The organism is Nocardiopsis gilva YIM 90087 (assembly GCF_002263495.1).
In the GTDB taxonomy this organism is placed as follows: domain Bacteria; phylum Actinomycetota; class Actinomycetes; order Streptosporangiales; family Streptosporangiaceae; genus Nocardiopsis_C; species Nocardiopsis_C gilva.
In genome coordinates this window covers 4,980,762-4,999,758 of sequence record NZ_CP022753.1, presented here as the reverse complement: position 1 = coordinate 4,999,758, position 18,997 = coordinate 4,980,762, and the positions used below count along the sequence as shown (strand labels likewise).

Genomic DNA, 18,997 nt, shown 5'->3' with positions numbered 1-18,997 from the left:
GCCGGTCGGTCGACCCCGCCCCGCGCCCGCCCCACCGGTTGCCGCGCGACGCGTGGCAACCGGTCACCGGCCGATGCCCGCTGTCAGGCCGTCGACCACCTGCCGAGTGGCCAGCAGGAACAGCACCACCAGCGGCAGCGTGGTGATGACCAGACCGGCGTACAGCAGCGACTGGTTCAGCCCGTACTCGGTGAAGAACGCGGTCAGACCCACGGGCAGCGTGTACTTCGCGCTGTCGCGGATCAGCACCAGCGGGAAGAAGAAGTCGTTCCACAGCTGGATGCCCTGGAACAGCATCACCGTGGCCAGGGCCGGGCGCACCTGCGGCAGCATGACCTGGGCGAACAGTCGGAACTCGCCCGCGCCGTCGATCCGGGCGGCTTCGGCCAGCTCGCCCGGCACCTGGCGGAAGAACGCCGTCAGGATGAACACCGCGAACGGCACCCCGCTGGCCGCGTAGACCAGGACCAGCCCCAGCCGTGAGTCGAGCAGGCCCAGCGAGTCGAAGAGGTAGAACACCGGCACGATGCCCAGCCGGATCGGGATCATCAGCCCGGCGATCAGGTAGCCCAGCACCAGCCCCGCACCGGGGAACGCGTATCGGCCCAGCACGTAGGCCGCCAGCACCGACACGCCTGTGCCGAGCACCACCGCACCCGTCGTGACGAGCAGGGAGTTGACGAAGTAGCCGCCGAAGTCGGCGTCCACCCACGCCCGCGTGTAGTTGTCGAACGCCGGTGCGGTGGGCAGCCCGAGCGGGTCGGCGCGCAGTTCGGCCTCGGGGCGCAGCGAGGAGAGCACCATCAGCGCCAGTGGGGCGAGCGCCACCACCGCGTAGCCCCACAGCAGCAGGCGCGCCGCGAGGTCGCCCAGCGGCGGTCCCGATGGGCGGCCGGTGCGCCGTGGCCGGGCGGTGGCGGGGGTGGTGGGAGAGGGGCGGAGGGTTGTCGTCATCGCAGCTGGGCCTCCCGGCGGCGCAGCACCCGCGTGGCGGCGATCGAGACGCCGAAGATGAACACGAACATCACCACCGCCAGCGCCGAAGCCTGGCCGATGGCACCCGGATCGGGGTTGTTGAACGCGGTCCGGTAGAACAGCAGCCCCAGCACGTCGGTGGCCCCGGCCGGGGCGCCCTGCGACCCCTGCATCGCGTAGACGAGGTCCAGCACGTTCATGTTCCCGATGAACGTCAGCACCGTGACGATGCCGATGGCGGGCATCAGCAGCGGCAGCGTCACCGTCCGGAACGCCTGCCACCCGGACGCGCCGTCGACGCGCGCGGCCTCCTCGTACTCCGGTGGTATACCGGCCAGCGCCGCCGAGAACAGCAGCATCGGAAAGCCGATCCACTGCCAGGCGTTCACCAGGATCAGCGTGGGCAGCGCCAGCGCCGGGTCGCCGGTCCACGGCTGGGCCAGCGCGTCCAACCCGACAGCACGCAGCGCGGCGTTGACGGCGCCGAACTGCGGGCTGAGCATGAGGCTCCACAGGTACCCGACGACGATCGGGCTGACCAGGTGCGGCAGCACGTAGGCGGTCTGCAGGAACCGCCGCCCGGCGCGGGTGTGCCGCAGCAGTACCGCGAACGCCAGGCCCAGCGTCGTCTGCACCAGCATCGTGCCCGCGAAGAACGCGAGGTTGTGCCCGAAGGCGCGCCACAGCCGGTCGCCGTAGACGCCGCTGAACAGGTGGGCGAAGTTGTCCAGACCGGCGAAGCCGAGCCGCTGCGTGCCCTGCCAGGAGAACATGCTGTACTGCAGCGCGCTGAACAGCGGGTAGACGATGAACACCGTGTAGAGCGCCACAGCGGGCACCAGGAAGAGCGCCAGCACCCACCACGGCGGCCGGTCGCGTACCACCCGCTGCGCGCCGCCTGTCACCACGCCTCCCGAAGGAGTCCCCGAGCATCACGGCGGTCGGGCCGCGGCGCGCTGGGCGCGAACCACATCGGCATGGCGGCCTCCCTCCACGCTGCGGCTCCCCCGGCCGCTCCCCGCCTGGCGGGTGGGGAGTATGTCGGCCCGGCTGGTTCGCCTAGCGGCCGAGCGGCGCGCGCCGGGCATGCCGGTCGTCGATGTCGGGGCGGGGTCACCCCTTCGGCTCGAACCACGCCGCGACGTCCTTCTGCACCTGCTTCCCGGCCTCCTTGGCCGTGAGCTCGCCCAATAGCAGGGAGGCGAGCGCCATCCCCTCGGCGTCGCGGCCCAGCGGGTCCCCGTACCCGAAGTGCACGCCCATCATGTAGGGGGTGCCGTGGTCCTGATACCCGCGCAGCATTGCCGCGAGGAGCGGGTCGGTCGGCTCCACACCGGGGACGGCCGGGATCTGGTGCAGCTCCTCGGCGAACGCCCGCCCGAACTCCTCGGTGGCCATCCACGCCACGAGCTCGACCGCCGCGTCCTTGTTCTGGGAGGAAGCGTTGACACCGTAGGAGCCGTCGGCGAAGCCGGGCGTCAGCGGCGCGTCGACCGGCGACCCCGGGACGACCGGGGCGTCGAAGTAGCCGATGTCCAGGTCCGGGTTGGCCTGCCGGAACGGGGCCAGTTCAAAGCCGCCGCCCGGGTACATCGCGGCCCGGCCGCTGGTGAACAGGGTTTGGGCGTCCGTGTAGCCGACGGCGGTGACGTCGGACGGCAGGTAGGGCTTCAGGTCCGCGACCGCCCGCAGCGACGCCACATAGTCGGGGTCGGTGAAGTCGGTGGTTCCGTCGAGCACCTTCTGGGAGAACGCGTCGCCGCCCACCCGGGTGGCGCCCATCGTCTCGCGCAGGAGGGCCAGCACCCACGGCTCCTGGCCGGAGGTGGCGAACGGGATGATGTCGGCCTTCTTCAGCTTCTTTGCCGCGTCGATCATGTCGTCCCAGGTCTCCGGGGGTTCGAGCCCGTGTTCGGCGAAGATCTCGCGGTTGTACAGCACACCGAGGGTCTGCAGGGCGAACGGGACCCCGTAGATCCCGCCGTCCTCGCGCCCGCGCGCCGCGTCGACGGTCTCCTCGGGCCAGGAGGAGAGGTCCACCTCCTCGTCGAGCGGGGCCAGCTGGCCCGCCTGGATGAACGCCTGGATGGGGCCGTAGGGCTTGAGCTGGACGACGTCGGGGCCGCCGGAACGCTGGGTGAGGCCGGTCTGCAGGATGGCGGGGTACTCGGTGTTCTTGTGGCCGGTGAACTCCACCTTCACCCCGGGGTGGCGCTTTTCGTAGGCGTCGAAGATCCGTTCGTAGCCGGCGGCGTCCTCGGGCCGCCAGCTCCACACGGTGAGGGTGGTCTCCCCGCCTCCGTCGCCGTCCGCGCCGCCGCCGGTGCCCGGGGCGCAGCCGGTCAGCACGGTCACCACCGTCAGGGCGGCGGTGAGGAGGGTCGTCGGCTGCGGGAACCTGGGGAGCGCACGGGGGGACCGGGGGCCGCGCGAGCCGTGCGGCACGGCCCCACCGGTGCGGGGGACGGTCGTCGACGGATGGGACATCGGAAAGACCCCTCTCGGTGCGACGGTGCCGTGCCAATGACGGCGACCGTGGAGGTGACCGTGTCGGCCGTGCCTCTGTCGTCTCTCTGCACTCTCCTCATCGGCCGGTCCGCTGCTGGAAAGGCCGCCGCGCCCCTAGCGCGGCTCGGCGGCTCCGATACGGCGCAGGGCCTCGCGGACCTGCCCGCCCGCCGCCACGACCTCGGCCGCGGCGCGCTGGGTGTCCACACCGGTCAGCAGCGCGACCAAGGCGACCTTGGTGTCGCCCCCGGCGCGGGCCAGCGCCTCGGCGCAGGCCTCCTCGGACTGCCCGCTGGCCTCGGTGAGGATGGTGACCACCCGGCCGCGCAGCTTGGCGTTGCTCGCGTTCACCCCGACCATCAGATTGGAGTAGGTGTGGCCCATCCGCACCATCACCGCCGTGGAGAACGCGTTGAGCACGAGTTTCTGCGCGGTCCCCGCCTTCATCCGGGTCGACCCGGCGATGACCTCCGCTCCCGTGTCCACCCCGATGTGCACATCGGCCTGGGCGGCGAGCGGAGCGTCGGGGTTGGCGGTCACCAGCAGCGTGCGGGCACCGACGTCCGCCGCGCGGCGCAGGGCTCCGGCGACATAGGGGGTGCGCCCGCTGGCGGCCAGGCCGACCGCGAGGTCGCCGGGCGTGAGCTCCGCGGCGTCGGCGTGGCCGAGATCGGCGTCGTCCTCGCTGCCTTCCAGTGCGTGGCCGAGGGCCGGCGCGCCGCCCGCGTGGTGGGCCACCACCAGCTCCTCGTCGACGCCGAACGTCGGCGGCAACTCGGCCGCGTCCATGCTGGCGATCCTGCCGGACGTGCCGGCGCCGAAGTAGTGGATGCGTCCCCCGCCGCGCAGGGTCTCGACGCCCATGTCGACCGCGCGCGCCACCTGCGGAAGGACCGCGTGCACGGCGCGCGCGACGGTGGCGTCCTCGGCGTTGATCTCCCGCAGCACGTCGATGGTCGGGAGCACGTCGATGTCATAGGTTCCGGAGTTCCTGCGCTCGGTCGGCGCCCGCACGATCTCCATGTGTCCCGCGGGAGTGGCTGACATGTCCAGTGGGCTCCTTTCCGCGCTGGCGCGCTCGTGGTCCGGCTTCATGGCCGCCCCTCCTCGTCGGTCAGGAGTCCGGACCCGCCGCGCGTGCTCCCTCGCGCCGTCGGACCGGCTCCGGATCAGCCGTCGTTGGCTCGGCTCTGCCGCCGCGTCTCACCGACGCGCAGTCCGCGTACCGCTTGGTAGGTGGTCTCCAGGGCCGTGCGGCTGTCCGCATAGCGCAGCTGGGCGAGACCGACGAACAGGCAGTCGATCACGGTGAGCTGGGCGAGGCGGCTCGCCGTGGCGCCGGAGCGGAACGTGGTCTCGCGTGCGGCGGTGGTCAGGAGATGATCCGCGCTCTGACTGATGGGGGAACGGGGGAAATTGGTGATGGCCACCGTTGTGGCGCCGCGGCGTTTGGCCTCGGCCAGCGCGTTGATCGTATCGATGGTGGTTCCACTGTGTGAAATGGCGATGGCCACGTCACCCTCGTTGAGCAAGGCCGCGCTCGTCAGCATCACATGGTTGTCCGACCAGGCGAAAGACGTGAGGCCGATGCGGTGCAGTTTCTGCTGGAAGTCGGCGGCGACGAAGGCGCTCGCGCCCACGCCGTACACGTCGATGCGCCGCGCCGCCGCCAGCGACTCGACGACGGTCTGCAGCGAACCGACATCGAGCTGGGCCCCGGTGTCCTCGACCGCCCGGGCGTCGGTGAAGGCGATCTTCTCCACGACGGTCACCAGTGTGTCGTCGGGGTTGATGTCGCTGGCGACCTCGCGTGCGCTGATACCCGCGCCCCGCGCCTGCCCGGCCTCGGTGGCGAGCGTGAGCCGGAGCTCCCGGTAACCGGTGAAGTCGATGGTGCGGCAGAAGCGGATGACGGTCGCCTCGGAGGTGTCGCAGTCCTTGGCGAGCTGGGTGATGGAGGAGGCGGCGACGCGCTCGGGGTCGTCGATGATGCGCTGCGCCACACGCTGCTCGGCGGGCGCGAGGGATGGCAGAAGCGACCGGACCCGCAGTACCGTCGACGGCGGGGGCTTGGCCGTGACGTCGTCGGCGCCGTCGGTTCTCCCCGTGCCGTTCGCGGTGGCGTCGCCTTCCGCGGTCATAGTCCTCACTCGCCTCTCGGCCGACGTGAATCGGCTGTCGCGATGGGGCGAAGCCGGTTGCTCCGGTCGGCCGGTGCCCTTCGCACCAGGCGCGGCTCCGCCTTTTTCGCCATGTTGGAAAGTTTCTTTCGGTCGCGGGCCGGAGTCAATGTACGAAGCGGATGAATTTCCCGCGGTTTCCGGCGGTGACACAAGTGGAGCGGGTGATGGTTGTCGTTTGCGACCCCGCTGGGCCGACCGGCACTGTAGAAGGGCCTGCACCGATCCCACAACACCCCGGGGGAATGTGAGGGGAGGGAAGCCCAGCCTACGGGGGTGTCGCCTTGGCAGATATCTCGTTCGGAGTGCTCGGACCGCTGACCGCGCAGGTCGCGGACGTCCCGTTCCGCCTCCGGGGCGGAAAGCGCCGAATCCTGCTGGCCACGCTCCTGCTGCGGGCCAACCGCACCGTCCCGGTGGAGGAGATCGTCGAGCGCACGTGGGGGCCGCGGCCGCCGGCGTCCCGGATCGGCGCACTGCAGGTCCAGGTGGCGCGGCTGCGGGCGGCGCTGGCGAAGATCCACGACAGCCCGCTGATCACCAGTGTGTCGTCCGGCTACCGCATCGAGCTCGCCTCCCACCAGCTCGACCTGCTGCGCTTCCGTGAGCTGATGCTGGCCGCGCGGGAGGCCGAGCACCAGGGGGACCTGCCGCGCCGGTGCGACGCGCTGCGGCAGGCCGTTGGCCTGTGGCGGGGGCCGGTGCTGCGCGACATCTCCTCCGACACGCTGCACGAACACGACGTCGCCCAGGTGCGTGAGGAACTACTGCGCGCGACCGAGGAGCGGTGTGCGGCCGAAATGGCACTGGGGCGGCCGGGGGAGGTCCTGGACCTGCTGGCCGCGGTGACGGCCCGGCACCCCGAGCGTGAGGAGCTCGTCCGGCTGCGCATGACGGCGCTCTACCGGTGTGGACGGCAGAGCGAGGCGCTGGAGACCTACGAGAAGACGCGCCGGGTGCTCGCTGACCGGCTCGGCGTGGACCCGGGGCGGGACCTGCGGGAGACGTTCCACGGCGTGCTCCGGGGCAACCTGGAGGCGCCGAGTGTGCCGCGCCAGCGTTCGGCGCGGATCACCGCCGTACGCGGCCAGGTCTGGCGCGGGCAGCGCTCCGTCCCGGCGCAGCTTCCGGCTGATACGCACGGCTTCGTGGGGCGGGCGGAGGAACTCGTGGAGCTGGAACGGCGGGTCGGGGGCGGGCCGCGGTCGGCGGGTCGGGCGCTGATCAGCGGGCCGCCCGGCGCGGGGTGCACGGCGCTCGCGGTGCACTGGGCGCACGGGGCGGCTCGGAGCTTCCCCGACGGCCAGCTCTATGTCGACCTGCGCGGGGAGGGCGAAGCGCCGCTGTCGTCGGGGGAGGTGCTGCGGCGCTTCCTGAGCGCGTTCGGTATGGCCGATGGCGTGCCCGTGGATACGGACGAGCGTGCGGCGCTGCTGCGTTCGGTGCTGGCGTCGCGCCGGGTGCTCATGGTCCTGGACAACGCGCACTGCGCGGCGCAGGTGCGCCCGCTGCTGCCGGGTTCGTCGTCGTGCGGGGTCATCGTCACCAGCAGGTACTGGCTGGCCGATCTGATCGCGCGCGACGGGATGTCCGCGCTGGCGGTCGGCGCGCTCTCCGAGGAGGAGGCGGTGGAGCTGCTGCGCGACCTGATCGGCCCGCGGCGTGTCGCCGCCGAGCCCGGGGCGGTGCGTCGGCTCACCGCGGCGGCGGAGCGGCTCCCGCTGGCGATCCGCATGGCGGCGGCATGGCTGACGACCCATCCCGACAACGGGATCGCCGCGCTGGCCGAGGAGATCGAGGCCCGACGCGAGGCCGATGTGGTGGAGCGGGTGGCCGCCGCGCTGGGCGGCGACCCGCGCTTCCTGCTCGGTGATCCGCCACCGAGCGGATGCGCCTGGCGGGAATGACCATCCCCGCTCATCCCGCCAGGCGCCGGCGACCCCCTGAGGGGTTCACCCCATCCCCGCGGACCGTCCGTCCTCCGGCCCCCAGGGATCCGGGACCCGCTCAACGGACCCGGCCCGCGTGCTGTGAGAGTGCACGGCCGCGGGGAAGTACCGGCCGCGCCTCGCTCTCAGCACAAGAGCTTGCCTTACCCGGCTTTCAGTGCACTTGGGGTTTGCTTTCACCCCGGTGCGCGGGGTCGGGCTCGGCAGGGAATGTCGCGGTATGCCGCGCGGATTCCTGGGCGGGGCCGGAGCGGAGCACGTGGTTTCGGTCGGGATCAATCACCGGACCAGTAGTGGCCGTCCGAGCCGCGGCGTCCCTCCTCACGCGGGGCGCGCTCGCCTAGGCTGCCGTGTATGACGGAGCACGTCGTGATCGGAGTCGACTCGGGCGGGACGTCCACGCGCTGCGCCGTGGTGACCCGCGGCGGGCAGGTGCTCGCCCACGGCCGCGCCGGGGGAGGGAACCAGTACTCCAGCGCCGACCCGGCGGGAGCGTTCGAGTCCGTGCTGCGCGCGGCGCTCGCCGACGCCGGGGACATCACGGTCGACGCCGCCGTGTTCGGAGTGTCCGGGGCATCGGTCGGGGACGCCACCGCGGTCCGGACGGTCACCGACGCGTGGAAGGCGCTGGGCCTGCCGGGGACCCCCTACGTCACCGACGACATCGCCATCGCCTTCGCGGCGGGCAGCGCGGCCGAGGCGGGCACGGTGCTCGTCGCGGGAACGGGCGCGGTCGCCGCTTATGTGCGCGACGGCGCCGTCGCGCGTCGATGCGACGGCTACGGCTGGCTGCTCGGCGACGAGGGCTCGGCGGTGTGGATCGCGCTGGCGGGGCTGCGCGCGGCGCTCGCGTCGATCGACGGCAGGGGGCGTCCGACGGTGCTGGCCGAGCGGCTGGCGGCGGCCCTGGAGAGCACGCCGGGCGACACCCAGTCGCTCGTCCGCGCCGCCTACGCGCGCCCACCGGCCGAGCTGGGCGAGCTGGCGCCGGACGTGGCCGCGGCGGCGACGGACGGCGACACGGTCGCGCGGGAGATCGTGGCGGACGCGGCCGAACGGCTCCTCACCAACCTCGCGACGGTCGCCCCCGACCCGCTGGGCGCCGACCCGGTGGTGTTCGCGGGGGCGCTGCTGTCCGCAGGCCCGGTCGCCGATGCCGTACGGGAGGGGCTGCGAACCCGCCACGGGACCACCCCCCGCGTTGCCGTCGACGGCGCCCTGGGAGCGGCCGGACTCGCGCTACGCAGGTCGGGCGCACCGGAATCGGTCCACGCGCGGCTCCTGGAACCCCTGGGGAAGGCGAGTGATCCTCGGGCGGGTGGCGGATTGAGGTAATTCATCCCGGGGAAAGGCGCACATGGTGCGCGGGAGTCGCTAGTGTCAGGCCCATGTCTGAGAACAACAACACCGAACAGCAGCAACAGATGGACCCTGCGGGGTCGACGATGATGTTCCAGCGGTTCGTCAAGGAGAACAACGAGCCGGAACCGGCCCCAAGCGGCCGATCACCCCTACGTCCTGGCGGGCGTCGGGGCGATCGTGGCGATCGGCATCATCGTGGCCGTCGTCATGATGTGGTCCTGATGCGCACTGTCACCGACGCACAGCACTGAGCCCCCACCTCCGCATGGACGGTGGGGGCGCCCCACAATCGGTTCGCAAGCCCTCCCAGAGCCTGCTAAAGTTATCGACGTCGGAAGGCGCGAGGGCCCAGCTCACCGCCGCTGACATAGCCGCGAGGCGGGCGCCATTAGCTCAATAGGCAGAGCAACTGACTCTTAATCAGTGGGTTTGGGGTTCGAGTCCCTGATGGCGCACACAGATAAGAAGATCATTCATATGGGCTTCCTTCCTGAGGGAAGGGAGCCCATTTGTATTGCCCAGTTTCTGCTGTCCGGCGCCCCCTCACTGACCTCCTGCCGAAGGCGAGTGCCGGGTCAGCGGACGTCGTCCAGTGGCGGGATCTCGCCGGAGCCGCGGACGAGGAAACGGGTGGGGACGAGGTGTTCCCGGGGCGGCAGCTGGTCGCTGGCCTCGATGCGTTCGAACAGCAGCCGGGCGGCCGTGGCACCGATGCGCGGCACGTCCTGGGCGACCACCGTGACGGCCGGGTCGAGCAGGTCGCCCAGCGGGAAGTCGTCGAAGCCCACCACGGCCACGCGGTGCTGCAGCCCCAGGGAGCGCAGCGCGGTCAGGGCTCCGATGGTGACCAGGTTCTGGCTGGTGAAGAGGGCGGTCGGCGGATCGTCCAGGGCCAGCAGCTCCCTGGCGGCGGACACCGCGGCCTCGATGTCGTGCAGGTCGTGCCGGACGAGGCGTGGATCGATGGGCAGTCCGTTGCGCCCCATCTCCTCCTGGTAGCCGCGGAAGCGCTGCTCCGCGGTGCTGATGGAGGAGTAGTCGCCCAGGTAGGCGATCCGCCGGTGCGCGTGGTCGACCAGGTGGCGCACGGCCTGCGCCGCCCCGTCGGTGTTGGTGCTGAGCACGCTGTCGGCGAGGATGCCGCGCGGCGGGCGGTCGACGAAGACGAGAGGCGTACCGACCCGGACCTCACTGTGCAGGTAGGCCTGGTCGGAGGTGGTCGGTACGATCACCAGCCCGTCGGCGCGGTGCTGTGTGAAGGCCCGGGCGAGCTCGATCTCGCGCTGCGGGTCCTCGTCGACGCTTCCGGCGACGACCAGGGTGTTGTGGGCGCGGGCGACGTCCTCGATGGTGCGGGTCAGCGTAGCGGAGTACGGGTTGGACAGGTCTTCCAGCAGCAGGGCGATCTGGCCGGTCCGGCGGTCGGTCCGGCGCAGGTTGCTCGCCGCCAGGTTGGGCTGGAACTCCAGCTGGTCGATGGCCTGCTGCACCTTCTCCCGGAGCGGTGGCGCCACGCTGGACACCCCGTTGATCACCCGGGACACCGTCTTGATGCTGACTCCCGCGAGCGCCGCGACGTCGCGCATGGTCGCCCGTCGGACCGGGGGGTGCGGCGCACCCTGGGGGACCGGGGCGTTCTCCTCGACTGACACCGACGTCCCTCTCCCGTTCGTTCCTGTGCACAGCGCCCGGTTCCCCGATGCCGAGGAAGCGGGCGGAGAAGACCGGGGCGGTTTCTCGCGTGCGCGCGACCCGGGCCGGGAAGAGTCACGGTAGCGCGCCGACCTACCGTGACTCGATGAGTCAACGTTGTCAATCGCCATCGCCCGGTTCTTTCCTTCGCGAAAAAAGCCTCATACAGGGCCATTGACATACATCACGGGGAGGGTGAAACTTCGGGGACAACGTTGTCTCTCGTGACCCAGGACACACCGCCGTCTCCGAGGAGTCCCCCCCAATGCCCTCCCACGCACGCCCCCGACGGTTCTCCGTTCCGCAGTCAGTCGGTGCCGGACTCGCCCTCGTGCTCGCGCTCACCGCGTGCGGTGGCGGATCCGATTCCGGTGGGGAGGGGGAGCTGGTCGGTCTGGTCACGAAGACGGACACCAACCCCTTCTTCGTGAAAATGAAGCAAGGGGCGCAGAAGGCTGCTGAGGAGCACGGGCTGGACCTGCAGACCTACGCGGGCAAGTACGACGGCGACAACGACAGCCAGGTCCAGGCCGTGGAGAACCTGATCTCCGCCGGCGCCACCGGCCTGCTGATCACGCCGAACGACTCCGAGGCGATCGTGCCCGTCCTGGACAAGGCCCGGAAGAGCGGAATGCTGGTGATCGCCCTGGACAACCCGACCGATCCGGCGGATGCCGCCGACGCCACCTTCGCCACTGACAACTTCCTGGCCGGAGAGTTCATTGGGCAGTGGGCCAAGGCGAAGTTCGAGGATGAGGACGAAGAGCCGCGCATCGCCATGCTCGATCTCAACCCCAACCAGGTCGCCGTCGACGTCGGTCGCGACCAGGGGTTCCTCAGTGGGATGGGGATCGACCTCAAGGACGAGGGGACGATCGGCGACGAGGACGACGACCGGATCGTCGGCCACGAGGTGACCGAGGGCGCCGAGCAGGGCGGGCGGGACGCGATGGAGAAGCTGCTCCAGCGCGACCCCGACATCAACCTCGTTTACACCATCAACGAGCCGGCCGCGGCCGGTGCCTATGAGGCGCTGAAGACCGCGGGGAAGGAGAAGGGCGTCACCATCGTCTCCGTCGACGGTGGGTGCCCTGGGGTGGAGCACGTGCAGTCCGGAGTCATCGGGGCGACGGCGATGCAGTTCCCGCTGCTGATGGCCGAAGACGGGGTCGCAGCCGTCGCCGAGTTCACCGAGACCGGCGAGGCACCGAAGCCCAGCGAGGGTAAGGACTTCGTTGACACCGGCGTCGAACTGATCACCGACGACCCCGTGGACGGCCTGGACTCCCGCGACACCGACTGGGGGCTGGAGAACTGCTGGGGGTAGGCCGCACCGCTCGTCCCCGCTCTCCGCGGGGGATCGGCACAGCCTTCCACCTCCGCCGCCTCACCCCCACCCACGCCCACGTCCTCCTCTCCTCATCCTTCCTTTCCCTCGCCACCGACTCCCCGTGACCCCGGGAGCTTCGCGCGTTCCCATCCCACACCGCTCCCCGACCGACCGAGGAACCGCTCGTGAGCAATTCCGACACATCCGCCCTGCGGCCGTCGGCCGCGCCGCCCCCTCCCGATCCGCGGGTGGAGGAGGGCGAGCGGCGTTCCCCGCTGCTGTACGTCCAGCGCCTGCTGCACGCGCAGGCCACGCTTGGGCCCGCCGCGGTGCTGGTGGTCGCCGTCATCGCCTTCTCCCTGGTCTCCCCCAACTTCCTGCAACCCGGCAATATCTCGCTGGTCCTGCAGCAGACGGCGGTCATCGGCACGCTGGCCGTCGGCCAGACGCTGATCATCCTCACCGCCGGGATCGACCTCTCGGTGGGGGCGGTCATGGTGCTCTGCTCGATGGTGATGGCCAGGCTCTCGATCGACCTCGGTCTCCCCGGCCCAGCGGCGCTGCTGGCGGGATTCCTCTGCGGCGCCGCGTGCGGGCTGCTCAACGGAACTCTGGTCACCCGGCTCAACCTGCCTCCGTTCATCGTGACGCTCGGCGCGATGAACATCTACTTCGCCCTGAACCTGTGGATATCCAGCAGCGAGACCGTGCGCGGCACGGACCTTCCCCAGCTGCTGCTGTGGACCGGCGAGGTGTTCCGGGTCGGCCAGACCAGCGTCACCTACGGCTCGGTGCTGATGCTGCTGCTCGTCGCGGTCCTGGCCTACGTGCTGAAGGCGACGACGTGGGGGCGGCACGTCTACGCGACGGGTGACGACAGGGAGGCGGCGCGCCTGTCCGGTATCCGCACCAAGAGGGTGCTGCTCAGCGTCTACGTCACCGCCGGTCTGATCTACGCGGTGGGGGCGTGGGTGCTCATCGGCCGCGTCGGGGCGGCGAGCCCCCAGGCGGGGGAGATGGACAACCTCGACAGCATCACCGCCGTGGTGCTGGGCGGCACCAGCCTCTTCGGTGGACGCGGCTTGGTCGTCGGGACGCTCATCGGCGCGCTCATCGTCGGCATCTGCCGCAACGGGCTCTCCCTCGCCGGGGTCGAGGTGCTGTGGCAGAACTTCGCGGTCGGCGTGCTTGTCATCATCGCGGTCTCCCTGGACCAGTGGATCCGAAAGGTCAAGGCGTGAACATCCCGAACACCCCCTTGCTGGAAGCGCATGGACTGGTCAAGCGATACGGCAGGGTGACCGCATTGGACGGCACCGACCTGGAGCTGTACCCCGGCGAGATCCTCGCGGTCATCGGCGACAACGGGGCCGGAAAGTCGACGCTGATCAAGTGCCTGTCGGGCGCGGTCGTGCCGGACGAGGGCGAGATCCGCCTCGACGGGGGCCCGGTGCGGCTGGACACCCCGCTCGCGGCGCGCTCCGCCGGGATCGAGACCGTGCACCAGACCCTGGCGGTGTCACCCTCCCTGGACATCGCGTCCAACCTCTTCCTTGGGCGCGAGCTGCGCAAACCGGGTGTGGTGGGAGCGGTCTTCCGGACGCTGGACCACAAGCGGATGCGCGAGGAGGCCCTGCGGCACCTGGACGCTCTCGGAGTGATGACGATCCAGAACCCGGGCCAGGCGGTCGAGACACTGTCCGGGGGGCAGCGTCAGGCAGTCGCCGTCGCCCGCGCCGCGGCGTTCGGCAGCCGTGTGGTGATCATGGACGAGCCCACGGCGGCACTGGGCGTTCGCGAGTCCCATGCGGTGCTCGACCTGATCCTGCGGGTGCGGGAGAGCGGGCTGGCGGTGATCGTGATCAGCCACAACATGCCGCACGTCTTCGAGATCGCCGACCGGATCCACATCCAGCGCCTCGGTCGGCGCGTGGCGACCGTGACTCCGGACGAGTGCGACATGACTGATGCGGTGGCCATCATGACCGGGGCGATGACCCTCGAGGAACCGCGGGTGGGAGACGCGTGACCCAGCCGCCGTCAGCTCGCCCTCAGACCGGCTGGATGGTGGGGCGGAAGTCCCACCGGTAGTCGGGGTCGATGGGGTTCCTGTAGTCGAGCTTGAGGAACGACTTCGTGGCGGTCGGGCTCTCCGGCGTGATGGCCAGGTAGGTGTTGTTCAACGGGATGATCTGGAACGCGGGTCCACCGACGTGCTCGACGTGCCACCTCTGCGTGCGCCGCTCATCGCAGGGGGCCTGTTCGATGCGGCGCCCGGATTCGGTGACTCCGTACATGGGCTGGAGACAGAGATCGCTGCGGAGATTGCGGATCTCGTATGTGGTGTGTCCAAGGTTAACCCCGATGCGTGAGACGGCCCATTCCATCCCCGCCCGGTCATCGGGCCATACACGGATAGCCGTGCGTTCGGTCGAGCCGCTCCAGGGGGTCATCTTCGCGCCCGTCTTCTCGAAGGCGATCTGATACTCGCTCTCGCCTATGTCGACCACCGATGCGGACGCCGAGGGTGCCGGCATTATCCCGATGGCCGTCGCACAGGCGGCCGCGGCGGATACGAACATGGTGCGATTCGCCACCGGAATCCTTTCTCTCTGTAGTGGAGGAGGGCCAATGTTCCTCGGAAAGAATCAGCCATGACCTGGGGTTGTCACGCAGAGTATCGAATCGTCCGCGCGGGCTCGCAACCGCGGTTCCCTCGTATCGGGGCCCAAACGGGTATCTGTGTCGTGCCGTAATCGGGGGACGAATGCCACGGTCGAGCTTGCGTGTCCATAGGACCCACGCCGACCTGCACGAACGCAACCGCGGCCGGCCCCGCAGGCCGCGCTCTGTGGGCCCTATTATCTGCACGCCGAAACCGACGGGAAAATTCGCCGAATATCGAAGGAAATGACATATCACCCACGGTCACCGGGGAATACAAAAAGCCTCTGGATCGCGGAAACGAGCGAAATCCGCTCGTTGTGCGCATCCGACCCTCGCCCGCGTCCGTCGCCGTATCCGGGCACGGACGGGGCATGGCGGTGGTTGGCCGGGCGCGGCCTGATCGGAGCGGCCATGGGCGGCTGTGACGTAGGCAGCACTCCACGGTGGTCGGGCGACCCCGCCGGGTCCGGTAGAGTCTTCTCTGTCGCCGGGAGCGCGGAACACCGCAGCAGACACGGCGGCGGGCGCCATTAGCTCAATAGGCAGAGCAACTGACTCTTAATCAGTGGGTTTGGGGTTCGAGTCCCTGATGGCGCACCCTCAGATGACCTGTTGACCTGGGCGTTCTTCCCGCGGGAAGGGCGCCCGTTCGTGTTTTGGCGCCTGTGGGGAACCGGCCGGACCGGGCTCCCCGACCCGGTCGTTACGGGGGATCCCTCGCTGGACACGCTGGCCAGCGCCCGAGTCTTGGCCAGAGTCGCCACCGTGGCCATAGTCGTAACGGACAGCAGTCCACGGAGGCGCACCAATGAACGACCAGCCACGCCGCGTGCGCGTGACCTGGCGCGTACCCGGCGGCAAGAAGCCCGCCAGCGTCAAGTACGTCGGCCGCCCCACCCGGTGGGGCAATCCTCACCTGTTGGATGAGCCGTGCGACGCCCCGCAGTGCGGCGGCGCCGTCCACGACCGGCCCGAGTCCCTCCGGCTGTTCCGGGAGCACCTGCGCGCCCACCCCGACCTTGTCGCCGCCGCGCGCCGGGAGCTGGCCGGGTGGGATCTCGCCTGCTACTGCCCGCTCGACGTGGATTGCCACGCCGACATCTGGTTGGGCGTCGTGAACGGCGGAGAACAGCCATGACCACGCCCACAGCCCCAGGTCGGACCGATGTTGTTCGGTCTGCGAAACCTGGGGCTGGGTGAGTGGGCGGGACCCGGATGCCGCTCGCTCGGGGGAGGTCGCCTACGTCAGCGCGTCGACCGCGATCTCAGTGGCTTCGGCGACGAGCTTGTCGTTCCATTCGGCGTCCTTGTCATCGCGGCTGGACATGATGGCGAAGACGACCGGGTCGCCGTTCGGGCGCCATGCGACGGCGATGGCGTTACGGGTGCCGTAGCCGCCTCCTCCGGTGCGGTCGCCGATCGTCCAGTCGTCGGGTACTCCGGCGCGGATCAGGTTGTCGCCGGTGGTATTGCCCTTCAGCATGTCGGTCAGGATCTCGCGCTTGTCGGCGGGCAGAGTGTCGCCCAGGGTGAACTTGCGCAGGGTGGTGGCCATGGCCTCGGGTGTGCTGGTGTCGCGGATGTCGCCGGGCGCGGCCTCGTTCAGTTCGGTCTCGACCCGGTCCACGTGCGTGGTCTCGTCCCCCATCTCCTTCAGTGCCTCGCCTAGACCCTTCGGCCCGCCGAGTTCGCGGAAGAGCAGGTTGGCCGCGGTGTTGTCGCTGTAGCGGATCGCGGCGTCAACCACGTCGCGCAGCGGCATCCCGGTATCGACGTGCTTCTCCGTAATGGGCGAGTGGCTGACCAGGTCGTCCTCGGCGTAGGTGACGATGTCGTCGAGTTCCTCGAGGGGCGTCTGCTGCAGCACGGCCCCGGCGGAGAAGGCCTTGTGGGTGGAGGCGTAGGCGAAGCGTTCATCGGCCCGGTAGCTGACGGCCTCGTCCGTGCCGGTGTCGATCGCGTACACGCCGAGCCGGGCGTCGAACTCCTTCTCGAGCTGCTTGAACTCCTGCTCGAAGGACGCATCCGCCGCCGTCTGGGCCGCCGATGCGGACGTGGAGCCGGGCGAGGTGCCACCCGCCGCGCAGCCGAAGAGCGGCGCGAACGAGAGCGCGGCCACCGCCGCGAGCGCGGCACGCCGAGTGAGTTGGATGGGCATGGTCGCATCCTCCTGTCCTTGGGTGTTCACGTGTGTCGTGCGCACGTGGGCCCTCGACTCTCACGAGTTCGAGCGGTGTCCCGACCGCGGTGTCCCCGGATCCCCCTCCGGGCAGCGCGCTTCGCGATCACGGACTCCGCCCCCCAGCGGGCGGCCCCGCACTGTGCAGTCTCCGGGCGTTCGGTGATGCTGTCGAAGACAAAAATGAGCAGTTCCATGCGGAAACGGCATACGCTGCGGACCATGGACTTGGTCGGCGCCTGTAGGGCCTTCGTGAGCGTGAGTGAGAGCGGCAGCTTTACCCTTGGTGCCGCGGGCCAGCGGATCCCGCAGCCAGTCGCGAGTCGCCGCATCGCGGCCCTGGAGAAGCACCTGGGCGGGCGGCTGTTCGACCGATCGACGCGCAGGGCGACACTCACGCCGTTCGGCCGCGACATGCTGCCGTCAGCACAACGTCTCGTCCAGCTGGCCGACGCCATGGAGCACGACGCCGAACGCGCCAAGCTCACGCCACTGCGCATCGCCGTCCCCGACATCTGCTCGGCCCGGGATCTCGCGCACCTCGACGCCGAGGCGCGCCAACTGGGCGTCTACCTCGACTTCCACCCGGCCCCGCCCGGTGAACGCGCCGAGTTCGTGCGCTCCCGGCAGGCCCGTGCCGCCATTGCCAACGTGCCCGCAGGCGAGGGGAGGTGGTCGGTGCCCCTGGGCCTGGCGAGCGCGGTCGACCCCGGCGCGGACGCGGTCTTCGTCGAAACCCTGCGGGGCAGCCGAGCCGACCGGACGTCACGCAGACGGCGGATCTGGATCCAGCCCGAGGACGACGTCCCCCATATCCGTGATCGGATCGTGCGGATCCGCGACTCCGTCGGCCTCCAACCCGCGCAGCTCATGATCGCCTCCTCACTCACGCGCGCGGTGGCGGAGGTGCTCGGCTCGGCCGACTTCGTGCTGGCCTCCTCCGACCAGGCCGAGGAACTCGATCTGCACTGGCGTCCGATCGGCGAGATCCGCCTCACCCGCAGCTTCGACATCGTCGCCACCGACGGGGAGACGGCGGAGTCCCTTCGGGCGCGGCTGCGGAGCGCCGTCGCCCGGTGCCTGGGGGCCGTGGCCGACAGCGAGGCCGCCGCATGAGCGCCGAGGCCCTCCTGCGCGAACTGCGCTCCGAGCTCGACGACGCGGGACTGTCCGGCGCGTTTCTGGTGCGCGACCTGCACTCCGGGGACGAGATCGGCATCGATCCCGACGTCGAGTTTCCGATCGCCTCTCTCGTCAAGATCCCGCTCGCCATCGCGACCCTCGACCGCATCCGGACGGGTGACCTCGATGGCTCCACGCGGCTCGTGGTGCAACCGGGACGAAGCACCATCCGCGGTCCCATGGGCCTCACCAAGTTCCACCACCCGGTCGAGATCGCGATCGACGACCTGCTCTACCTCAGCACGTCCGTCAGCGACAACACGGCCGCGGACACGCTGTTCGACCTCACCCCGCCCGCCGACGTCGCGGCGTCGCTGCGGGAGTTCGGGGTCAACGGAATCACCGTCCGGCACACCCTGCGCGACCTCGTCGAAACCCCGGCCGAACGCTTCGACCCGGACGACGTCCACCTCGCCCACTCCCTGGCCATCGGGGCGGGTACGGCCGGCCGCGGACACCACATCGCCCAACTCGACGTCACCCGCGCCAACTCCGGCTCGGCACGCTCCGTCGTCGACCTGCTGCAGGCCCTGTGGACGCCGTCGTCCATCCCCGCCGAGGTCGCCGATCGCGTGCGCATGCTCATGGGTGAGAACGTCCTGCGCCACCGCCTGGCGCCCGACTTCACCTCCGACGCCTCGACGTGGTCCTCCAAGACCGGCACCCTTCTCAACCTCCGCCACGAGGCCGGCGTCGTCGAACACGCCGACGGCCAGACCTTCGGCGTCGCGGTGCTCACCGAGTCCCGCGTCCCCGCCATCAGCCAACCGGGAGCCGAAGCACTGATGGCGCATGTGGCCAAGCGCCTGCGCGACTATCTGCGGAGTACGTAGGCAGCCGGTCTCCACTGGAGTCTGGAGCCGGTCTCGATGACAAAGTCCCGACTTGGGGCCCGCCGGATCTTCCGGTGGGCCCCTTCGTGTGCGCATGCCGTCCGGTTATAATGAACATCTGTTCATTCAAAAGAGTGGGG

Annotated in this window: 17 protein-coding genes and 2 tRNA genes; 11 read left to right on the top strand and 8 right to left on the bottom strand. The window is 70.3% G+C overall.

All coding sequences use genetic code 11. The features are described 5' to 3' along the window. Window positions 1-63 precede the first annotated feature (63 nt). The 5 genes from CDO52_RS22270 to CDO52_RS22250 form a co-directional block, all read right to left on the bottom strand. Entirely contained in the window at window positions 64-954 is an 891-nt protein-coding gene (locus CDO52_RS22270; RefSeq protein ID WP_017620370.1) for a carbohydrate ABC transporter permease, read from the bottom strand. After that, window positions 951-1,880 (bottom strand): carbohydrate ABC transporter permease, encoded by a 930-nt coding sequence (locus tag CDO52_RS22265; protein ID WP_017620371.1) that lies wholly within the window; start codon window positions 1,878-1,880, stop codon window positions 951-953. Before CDO52_RS22265 ends, CDO52_RS22270 begins: the two co-directional genes overlap by 4 nt. Before the next feature lie 208 nt (window positions 1,881-2,088). Beyond that, the gene (locus CDO52_RS22260; RefSeq protein WP_017620372.1) at window positions 2,089-3,462 is read right to left on the bottom strand and encodes an ABC transporter substrate-binding protein; all 1,374 of its coding nucleotides are present in this window, start codon (window positions 3,460-3,462) and stop codon (window positions 2,089-2,091) included. A gap of 135 nt (window positions 3,463-3,597) precedes the next feature. Then, entirely contained in the window at window positions 3,598-4,530 is a 933-nt protein-coding gene (locus CDO52_RS22255) for an N-acetylmuramic acid 6-phosphate etherase (RefSeq protein ID WP_026126105.1), read from the bottom strand. Window positions 4,531-4,652: 122 nt separating this feature from the next. Then, a complete protein-coding gene (locus CDO52_RS22250; RefSeq protein WP_017620374.1) occupies window positions 4,653-5,624 on the bottom strand; it encodes a MurR/RpiR family transcriptional regulator in 972 nt (323 codons plus the stop codon). Window positions 5,625-5,947: 323 nt separating this feature from the next. Here CDO52_RS22250 and CDO52_RS22245 point away from each other — a divergent pair, with 323 nt between their 5' ends. The 4 genes from CDO52_RS22245 (at window position 5,948) to CDO52_RS22230 (ending at window position 9,429) form a co-directional block, all read left to right on the top strand. Further along, on the top strand, window positions 5,948-7,570 hold the full coding sequence (locus CDO52_RS22245; RefSeq protein WP_017620375.1) for an AfsR/SARP family transcriptional regulator: 1,623 nt from the start codon (window positions 5,948-5,950) through the stop codon (window positions 7,568-7,570). A gap of 396 nt (window positions 7,571-7,966) precedes the next feature. After that, complete coding sequence (locus tag CDO52_RS22240; RefSeq protein ID WP_094932664.1) at window positions 7,967-8,947, top strand: N-acetylglucosamine kinase; 981 nt, start codon at window positions 7,967-7,969, stop codon at window positions 8,945-8,947. A gap of 53 nt (window positions 8,948-9,000) precedes the next feature. Continuing rightward, entirely contained in the window at window positions 9,001-9,225 is a 225-nt protein-coding gene (locus CDO52_RS22235) for a hypothetical protein (RefSeq protein WP_394340765.1), read from the top strand. 131 nt (window positions 9,226-9,356) lie between these two features. Then, window positions 9,357-9,429: transfer RNA gene (locus CDO52_RS22230), tRNA-Lys, on the top strand. Between the two features lie 120 nt (window positions 9,430-9,549). Here CDO52_RS22230 and CDO52_RS22225 read toward each other — a convergent pair. After that, a complete protein-coding gene (locus CDO52_RS22225) occupies window positions 9,550-10,626 on the bottom strand; it encodes a LacI family DNA-binding transcriptional regulator (RefSeq protein ID WP_017620378.1) in 1,077 nt (358 codons plus the stop codon). Between the two features lie 305 nt (window positions 10,627-10,931). Between CDO52_RS22225 and CDO52_RS22220 the strand changes: the two genes are divergently transcribed. The 3 genes from CDO52_RS22220 to CDO52_RS22210 all read left to right on the top strand — a co-directional run bounded on the left by CDO52_RS22220 (window position 10,932) and on the right by CDO52_RS22210 (window position 14,025). After that, complete coding sequence (locus CDO52_RS22220; protein WP_017620379.1) at window positions 10,932-11,993, top strand: substrate-binding domain-containing protein; 1,062 nt, start codon at window positions 10,932-10,934, stop codon at window positions 11,991-11,993. 188 nt (window positions 11,994-12,181) lie between these two features. After that, on the top strand, window positions 12,182-13,237 hold the full coding sequence (locus CDO52_RS22215) for an ABC transporter permease (protein ID WP_017620380.1): 1,056 nt from the start codon (window positions 12,182-12,184) through the stop codon (window positions 13,235-13,237). Then, a complete protein-coding gene (locus CDO52_RS22210) occupies window positions 13,234-14,025 on the top strand; it encodes an ATP-binding cassette domain-containing protein (protein WP_017620381.1) in 792 nt (263 codons plus the stop codon). The genes CDO52_RS22215 and CDO52_RS22210 overlap by 4 nt, the downstream gene beginning before the upstream one ends. 22 nt (window positions 14,026-14,047) lie before the next feature. Here the strand turns inward: CDO52_RS22210 and CDO52_RS22205 are convergent, their stop codons facing one another. Further along, window positions 14,048-14,593 carry an RICIN domain-containing protein gene (locus tag CDO52_RS22205; RefSeq protein WP_232524289.1) on the bottom strand — a complete coding sequence of 182 codons (546 nt, stop codon included), beginning with the start codon at window positions 14,591-14,593 and terminating at the stop codon, window positions 14,048-14,050. A gap of 594 nt (window positions 14,594-15,187) precedes the next feature. Between CDO52_RS22205 and CDO52_RS22200 the strand changes: the two genes are divergently transcribed. Both CDO52_RS22200 and CDO52_RS22195 read left to right on the top strand, forming a co-directional pair. Beyond that, window positions 15,188-15,260 (top strand) — tRNA-Lys (locus tag CDO52_RS22200). A gap of 211 nt (window positions 15,261-15,471) precedes the next feature. Beyond that, on the top strand, window positions 15,472-15,801 hold the full coding sequence (locus tag CDO52_RS22195) for a DUF4326 domain-containing protein (RefSeq protein ID WP_017620383.1): 330 nt from the start codon (window positions 15,472-15,474) through the stop codon (window positions 15,799-15,801). Window positions 15,802-15,903: 102 nt separating this feature from the next. On the opposite strand, the gene bla is transcribed toward CDO52_RS22195, so the two are convergent. After that, on the bottom strand, window positions 15,904-16,821 hold the full coding sequence (gene bla / locus CDO52_RS22190; RefSeq protein ID WP_017620384.1) for a class A beta-lactamase: 918 nt from the start codon (window positions 16,819-16,821) through the stop codon (window positions 15,904-15,906). 216 nt (window positions 16,822-17,037) lie between these two features. Here bla and CDO52_RS22185 point away from each other — a divergent pair, with 216 nt between their 5' ends. Both CDO52_RS22185 and CDO52_RS22180 read left to right on the top strand, forming a co-directional pair. Then, window positions 17,038-17,958 carry a LysR family transcriptional regulator gene (locus CDO52_RS22185; protein ID WP_017620385.1) on the top strand — a complete coding sequence of 307 codons (921 nt, stop codon included), beginning with the start codon at window positions 17,038-17,040 and terminating at the stop codon, window positions 17,956-17,958. After that, complete coding sequence (locus CDO52_RS22180; RefSeq protein WP_017620386.1) at window positions 17,955-18,857, top strand: serine hydrolase; 903 nt, start codon at window positions 17,955-17,957, stop codon at window positions 18,855-18,857. Before CDO52_RS22185 ends, CDO52_RS22180 begins: the two co-directional genes overlap by 4 nt. Window positions 18,858-18,997 lie beyond the last annotated feature (140 nt).

What these genes read in the sequence shown, in the direction of transcription:
- CDO52_RS22270 (WP_017620370.1), bottom strand. Translation starts at nt 954, where the DNA reads ATGACGACAACCCTCCGCCCCTCTCCCACCACCCCCGCCACCGCCCGG.
- CDO52_RS22260 (WP_017620372.1), bottom strand. Translation starts at nt 3,462, where the DNA reads ATGTCCCATCCGTCGACGACCGTCCCCCGCACCGGTGGGGCCGTGCCG.
- CDO52_RS22255 (WP_026126105.1), bottom strand. Translation starts at nt 4,530, where the DNA reads ATGTCAGCCACTCCCGCGGGACACATGGAGATCGTGCGGGCGCCGACC.
- CDO52_RS22250 (WP_017620374.1), bottom strand. Translation starts at nt 5,624, where the DNA reads ATGACCGCGGAAGGCGACGCCACCGCGAACGGCACGGGGAGAACCGAC.
- CDO52_RS22240 (WP_094932664.1), top strand. Translation starts at nt 7,967, where the DNA reads ATGACGGAGCACGTCGTGATCGGAGTCGACTCGGGCGGGACGTCCACG.
- CDO52_RS22235 (WP_394340765.1), top strand. Translation starts at nt 9,001, where the DNA reads ATGTCTGAGAACAACAACACCGAACAGCAGCAACAGATGGACCCTGCG.
- CDO52_RS22220 (WP_017620379.1), top strand. Translation starts at nt 10,932, where the DNA reads ATGCCCTCCCACGCACGCCCCCGACGGTTCTCCGTTCCGCAGTCAGTC.
- CDO52_RS22195 (WP_017620383.1), top strand. Translation starts at nt 15,472, where the DNA reads ATGAACGACCAGCCACGCCGCGTGCGCGTGACCTGGCGCGTACCCGGC.
- bla (WP_017620384.1), bottom strand. Translation starts at nt 16,821, where the DNA reads ATGCCCATCCAACTCACTCGGCGTGCCGCGCTCGCGGCGGTGGCCGCG.
- CDO52_RS22185 (WP_017620385.1), top strand. Translation starts at nt 17,038, where the DNA reads ATGCGGAAACGGCATACGCTGCGGACCATGGACTTGGTCGGCGCCTGT.
- CDO52_RS22180 (WP_017620386.1), top strand. Translation starts at nt 17,955, where the DNA reads ATGAGCGCCGAGGCCCTCCTGCGCGAACTGCGCTCCGAGCTCGACGAC.